This window comes from Amycolatopsis sp. NPDC023774 (genome assembly GCF_040639695.1).
In the GTDB taxonomy this organism is placed as follows: domain Bacteria; phylum Actinomycetota; class Actinomycetes; order Mycobacteriales; family Pseudonocardiaceae; genus Amycolatopsis.
Map to the genome: position 1 here is coordinate 17411 of NZ_JBFAAJ010000059.1, position 5877 is coordinate 23287.

Annotated in this window: 5 protein-coding genes; 2 read left to right on the forward strand and 3 right to left on the reverse strand. The window is 66.2% G+C overall.

The features are described 5' to 3' along the window. Positions 1 to 1337: 1337 nt before the first annotated feature. The 3 genes from AB0F91_RS45175 to AB0F91_RS45185 form a co-directional block, all read right to left on the reverse strand. A complete protein-coding gene (locus AB0F91_RS45175; protein WP_360608352.1) occupies positions 1338 to 2084 on the reverse strand; it encodes an IS3 family transposase in 747 nt (248 codons plus the stop codon). Next, complete coding sequence (locus AB0F91_RS45180) at positions 2057 to 2503, reverse strand: transposase (RefSeq protein WP_360608354.1); 447 nt, start codon at positions 2501 to 2503, stop codon at positions 2057 to 2059. Before AB0F91_RS45180 ends, AB0F91_RS45175 begins: the two co-directional genes overlap by 28 nt. A 504-nt stretch (positions 2504 to 3007) precedes the next feature. Next, a complete protein-coding gene (locus tag AB0F91_RS45185) occupies positions 3008 to 3898 on the reverse strand; it encodes a M20/M25/M40 family metallo-hydrolase (RefSeq protein ID WP_360608356.1) in 891 nt (296 codons plus the stop codon). Positions 3899 to 4625: 727 nt separating this feature from the next. On the opposite strand from AB0F91_RS45185, the gene AB0F91_RS45190 reads away from it, so the two are divergent. Next, positions 4626 to 4865: a hypothetical protein gene (locus AB0F91_RS45190; RefSeq protein ID WP_360608358.1), complete on the forward strand. Its 240-nt coding sequence runs from the start codon at positions 4626 to 4628 to the stop codon at positions 4863 to 4865. Between the two features lie 93 nt (positions 4866 to 4958). After that, positions 4959 to 5786: a hypothetical protein gene (locus AB0F91_RS45195; RefSeq protein WP_360608360.1), complete on the forward strand. Its 828-nt coding sequence runs from the start codon at positions 4959 to 4961 to the stop codon at positions 5784 to 5786. Positions 5787 to 5877: the final 91 nt, after the last annotated feature.

The following is a 5877-nucleotide window of genomic DNA, read 5'->3' on the forward strand; positions in this document are numbered from 1 at the left end:
GAGGTCATCGAAGAAGTCGCTGTCGACCCCCACCTCGTCGGTCCCCGCGATGTCGGTGAACACCTCGACGAACAGCCCCTCAACCTGCGCGAGCGTGATCAGATTGTCAGGCGGATTAGCGGTCAGGACGCCGTAGGAGTTTCCCATTTGGTGAGCCTCTGAATCAGAATTTTGGAGCCGTCGGCGCGACAAGCGGGCCTGACTCATGAAAGGTATTCGCACTTGCGTGGACTGCTATCGGAGCTGGGGCCGAAACACGGCTAGCCGTAAACCGGCGCGGTCCGCAGCACGAAGGATGGGCGCAGTCTTCGACTGCGGTCCTCGCGTCGGCTCCAGGTACGCATCGTCCGACACCGGCGGCAGGCCCGTGTTCGCCCGCAAGATGCGGAACCGGGCCCGCGGCGGAGAGTTGCCGCCGAGATCGTGGGAGGAGTGGCTGCAAGTCGAGACGCGGGCGCCACCGGGCCTCGGCCAGCGCGCTCGGACTCGATGGTCGGCGCATTGTGCTGGGCCGTGCCGGGAACGGTGCCGCGCGCCGTCGGGCAGTACTGGCGTCGTTTGAGCCTTCGCGGTGCTGACCCGTGTCTCATTCGACTGAACTCCCCGCCCTGAAAATCCCTACGAAGACGTTCTTGACTTGCCCCAGCGCCATACGGGATGATCCGACCGGGTTCCACAAGAACATCTGTTTTTGCATTCGGGAGCCAGACTAGTGGTGGGCGACGCGTGGCTGTCAAGCCTCCTGCTGCAATAATTGCGGGGCAGCATTTTTATGCCGGCTGCTCAAATTGGATCTTAGCTTTTACTGCCTACGCCTGGGATCGACGCCACCCGCGACGCGACCGGGCTGTTGCGACGCCGCCCACGGTGATCCGGTCGGGCGTGCCGATCTTCCTCCCTCCGCGCGGCACGACTGGATCCAAGGACGCGGGGGCCGCGCCTGACGAGGCGGCAAGGGCGCACGTGTATGCGATCGTACAGGTCAGGATCGTTGTGGGCGCTGGGTAGTCAAAGCACGGGAGACATGGGGATCACCGCGAATTGACGCGACCTCCGCCCACGTGCGGACTGTGGGCAGCATGCTCGGTGAACGCCAGAGATTCGACGACGACCGGGGCGAGTGGGGAGTGCTCGGCCTCCCGTACCCGCTGAGGGGCCGTCCGGCGGTGATGAGCTGAACACGCAGCCCTGTTCCCGTTACCCGACCCAGGGGTGTCCCTATGACGCTGATATGTGGCGTCAAGCGTCGTGATGTGTCGTCGCTGGTGGCCTGGTGGTGTTGCTGCAGCAGGCGGAACAGCTGGCGTGCGACGATCCTGTTCAGGCAGCGTTTGATGTCACGAAGGAGTGTTGCCTTCCGGCGGCCGGCAGCTGGCGTAGGCGCGGCCAGTTCCAGGTACGGCACGGTACTGAACGGCATCTTCAATTTCTCCCTGACCATAGCCGAAACGGACCTCGTGCGGGGGGTGGTAGTTGAGTGTCGAATGTAGACGGTCGTGGTTGTAGTAGCCGAGGTAGACGAAGACGTCGCGTCGGGCGTCGTCGCGGGCGGTCCACACGGTGGTGCCGATCTCGGTTTTGAGGGTGGCGAAGAACGACTCGGCGACGGCGTTGTCGAAACACGACCCGATCCGCCCCATCGACGGGCGCACGCCGTGCCAGGCGAGCACGGAACGGAACTGCTGGGAAGTGTGCTGCGACCCGCGATCGGTAGGAAAGATCGCGTCATCGCCGATCAGGCCGCGTTGGACGGCGAGGTCGAGGGCGTCGCGAACCAGTTCCGCGCGCATGTGCTCGGCCATCGCGTGCCCGATGACCTCGCGGGTGTGCAGGTCGATCACCGTGGCCAGGTAGAGCCATCCCTGCTGGGTGGGCAGGTAGGTGATGTCGCCGACCAGCCGCAAGCCCGGCGCCGGGGCGGTAAAGTCCCGGCCGATCAGGTCCGGCACCGGCTCCGCCACGGCATCGGGCTTGGTCAGCGACCTGCGCCGCTTGTGGGGCAGACCGACGACCCCACGTTCGCGCATGATCCGCCCGACGTTTTTGTGGTTCACTCTCAGGCCGCGCCGGCCCAGCTCGGCCACAATCCGCGGACGGCCGTAGGAGCCCTGGTGCGGACTTCGGTGATCTCCGCCGCGAGGCGCTCGTCGGACTCGGCCCGCTCGGCCCCGACGGGTGCGGCAGCGAGCCATTCGGAGAAGCCGGGGCGTCGCACCCGAGGATTCTGCACAGCCGGGCGACGCCGAAGACGGCGCGGTCTTCGCAGATGAACCGGTAGCTGCAGGTCAACGACCCATCTCCTTGGCGAATAGGCGGCTGCCTTGCGGAGAATCTCCTTCTCCAGTTCCAGCTCGGCCACGCGCTTGCGCAGCACCTGCACCTCTTGGTGCTCATCGGCCGACACACTGCCCGGCTGTCGGACAGTCTGCGCGTTCTCGGCAGTGCGCACCCAGTTGCGCAGGGTTTCGTGGTTGATACCCAGCTCACGGGCGACCTGTCGCAACGGCTGATCCGACGAAACCGACCAGCTCCACGGCGTCCCCACGGAACTGGTCGGGGTACTTCGACTTGCCTGACACGCGAAACATCCCCCAGACCGCTGCCTGGGATCCAGGTGTCCGGTTCAAGGGGACAACCTCACGACGACGAAACTGATGGCGTCGGCGGCCACCTCGAGCCGGAACTGGTTGCCCGTGCCAACCCGCGCTCGGCGGGCGACCAACCCGCCAAGGAGCTCAGGGATCGAGACGCGAGAATGACCGTTTGAGCAGGCAACCTCACAGCATCTTTACTGAGCCCGGCGAATGACGTTCCTGTGTTCCCCGTCGACCTTCGCAAATGCAGCCTGCACCCGTACGGCGCCGCTGAGCGCCGCAACCCCGCGTGCTCCCCCGCGTACGACATCACCTTCTGCGTTCGCGCAGCGACGGGCCGCCGCGCAGCCGGGCGGGGCGTCGCAGTACTCGCCGACGCGGCCCACCGCGCACACTGCGTCGGTGTTCGCCGCTCACCGGAGACGTGCCGGGTCCGAGGTCGCGAAGTGGGCGACCGTCCCGGCGAGCGCCGCTAGGTAATGGCCCAGTACCACGCGGTTGACGTTCTCGATGCGGTCGCAGGCCTTGTGGTAGCAGGGGTCGTACCGCTCGTCCGCCTGACCGCCCCAGGCCTGGGCTTGCGCCCCGGACTTTTCCTTGCGGTCACCGTTTTCCGCGCCGCCGGACGGGATACCGGCCTCGACGAACGCCGATTCGTCGTCCCCGACGAACTTGGTGATCTCCGGTTTCACCCCCGTCGACGCCAGCTGGCCGGCGAGGATACTGGCGACGGCGGCCGAACCGGGCGGGCCGGTCTCGGACGCGTCGTCACCCACCCCACCCTGCGCGAAGTAGCCGCCGTTTGGTGAGGCCACCATGTCCACATTCAGGTAAAGCACGATCTTGTCGCGATCGCCGGCGGAAAGGCCATTGACGTACGACTTCGAGCCCTCAGCATCACTTTCTTCCGAGCCGAAGAACGCGAACCGGACCGTGTTGCGCAGCGGTGCCGAAGGACCGAGGTGGCGCGCGATTTCCAGCAGCGTGGCGATGCCGGAACCGTTGTCGACGATGCCAGGGCCGTTGTCCACCGAATCCAGATGAGCCCCGATCACCACCACGTGGGCGGGGTCGCCGCTGCGGGTCTGCGTGATGACGTTGCGCGCCGTGCCCTGCTCGCGACTGTGTTCGCGGGACAGCTCGTAGGTCGGAGTGCTCACGTCATAGCCGGCGGCTCGGAGGACCCCGGCTACGTAGTCGACGCTCGCGTCGTATCCGGGGCTCGGGGAAGCCCGGTTGCCGCCGTTCTCGTCGGCGATCTTCTGCAACGCCTGGAGGTGGCCGAACGCTCCGGCATCACTCACCGAACTCTTCAGCTGCCGAGCCACCTGGCCGTCCACCACCTGCACATTCGGATCCGGCGGCTCCTCACTCGGCGACGAACAGCCGCCGGCAACCACACCCGCGATCAGCGCGAGCGCAACTCGTCTACGGGTCAAAACTCGCCTCGGCGACTTCATCAGAACTGCTCCTCACCTGGCTCAGACCGACCTTCCACGGTTGCAGACCAGCTGAGTCACGACACCGCACGACAAAGGTGAATGCTGCTCACTCGATGACGAGGTGCCCGGCGCAGCGCCCGCCGTTCGCGGCTGTTCGGCCCGACCGCTCCGGCCGCCGCAACTGACCGACGTCACCGCGGACTGCCGGTGACACCGCGCATGTCCCGTCAGCACGCCGTTACCGGTGGTTACCACCGCCGCCGCTGTCGTTCCCCGGTCAATCAACCACCGTCAACGCCATCCACTGGGTGCAAGTCACAACTGCTTCATCAGCGTGTGAAGGTGTCGTCGGCGGCCGGCGAAGTCGCAGCAGACCTGGTGCTTATGTCGAGGAATGCCAGCAGCCGCAGGACCTCGGCTAGGTGATCGAGGTCTTCTTGTCAGAGCGCGATCACGTCGTGTGGGCCCGCGCCGGGCCGCGGCTGTCACTTCGGCAAGTCGTCGCTGCTCTGGCCGCAGTCGAGGTGCGCTTCGGTACCTCGGTGGATGTGGAACGCGGCGGCCACGTCAGTCGTGTGAGGTCAGTTCGATGCGCAGCACGGCGAGCACGTTGATGACCCCGTCGAAGCAACAACGACGCGACCAAGTCCCGGCGGCAGCCCCGCCGACTCGGCCGGCGCGCCGACCCCGGAAGCCGATCTACCAGACCGGTCCATTCGGTGCGTACCTGTGCAAGCCGACGCCGGCGGAGCTGGCCGAGTTCGCCGTCGACCACGGCCACCACGCCGAACGGCTCCACCGCTTCATCAATGACCGGCCCGAGCGGTGACCGTCGAGCGGTGACGTGATGTAACGCCCTCGGGAGCCGCAGCGACTACCTGCACGGCGCGACCGTCCTCGGCGCGTGTGTGCTTTTCCCTTCGTGCCCGAGGTAGCCGTGAAAACGTCCCGCAAAGCCATCGCTGCGGTGTGGGGCGCCGTGGTGCTCATCGCCATCGCCCTCAGCCTGATCCACGCCGCAGTCAGCTCCCGCAGCTCGGAAACCCCGACGTCTTCGGCGCCGCCCTCAGCATTGGACGCACTCGGCTGTCCGGTGGAGACGAAGGGTGCGTCGGCGGCGGCGTTGTCTACGTGCAACGAGAAGGAGCTGGCCACGCGGGTCTGCGGAGTCGACGTGGGTTCCGAGGAACCCCAGACCAAGATCCAGACCGGTGTGGCCGGGTTCTGGTATCCCCGGGCCGGCGTGTACGTGGCCGCAATGGGGTCGATGAACGCCGCGGGCACGCCCGGTCAGAACGAGAATGGGACGTTCATCTCGCAAGTAAGCGTCTCGTGTCCGGCGGGTCCCGGCACCGTGATCAACCAGGCCGAGTGGGCGCAGATCCTTAATGCCAACGGTTCCGTTCCTCCTCGTCTGCAAAACGAGTGGCACACCATCGCTCAGATGAGGTCTCTGGCGAGCCTGCCTCCCCAGAGGACTGTCACGGTCGCGGCGAAGGCGCCGACCTCGGAGCCCGTCTCGCCCTCGGAATCAACGCCATCGGACCCGTGCTCGGCCACCGCCGATCGGCTGTTGCGGGCCGTGCTCGACGGCACGATGACGCTCGACGAGGCAAAGACGCAGCTCCCGGCCCAGATCGCGCCGTCGAAACTTGACAAGGTCGTGTCAGCCGTCCGCTCCTCCAAGGCCCAGGGCTTGGACAACACCGGCGAGGCCGAGTACGACCTGACTTACCCGTGCACTCACTAGTGGTCTGTGTTTGAAGTGGTCTGACGGTTGACCTTCTTGAGGATCTCGTCGGCGGTTTTGGTCCAGATGAAGGGGTGGCAGCGTTCGTTCC

Coding starts and splice junctions, on each gene's coding strand:
- AB0F91_RS45190 (WP_360608358.1), top strand. CDS start 4,626: ATGCGCAGCACGGCGAGCACGTTGATGACCCCGTCGAAGCAACAACGA.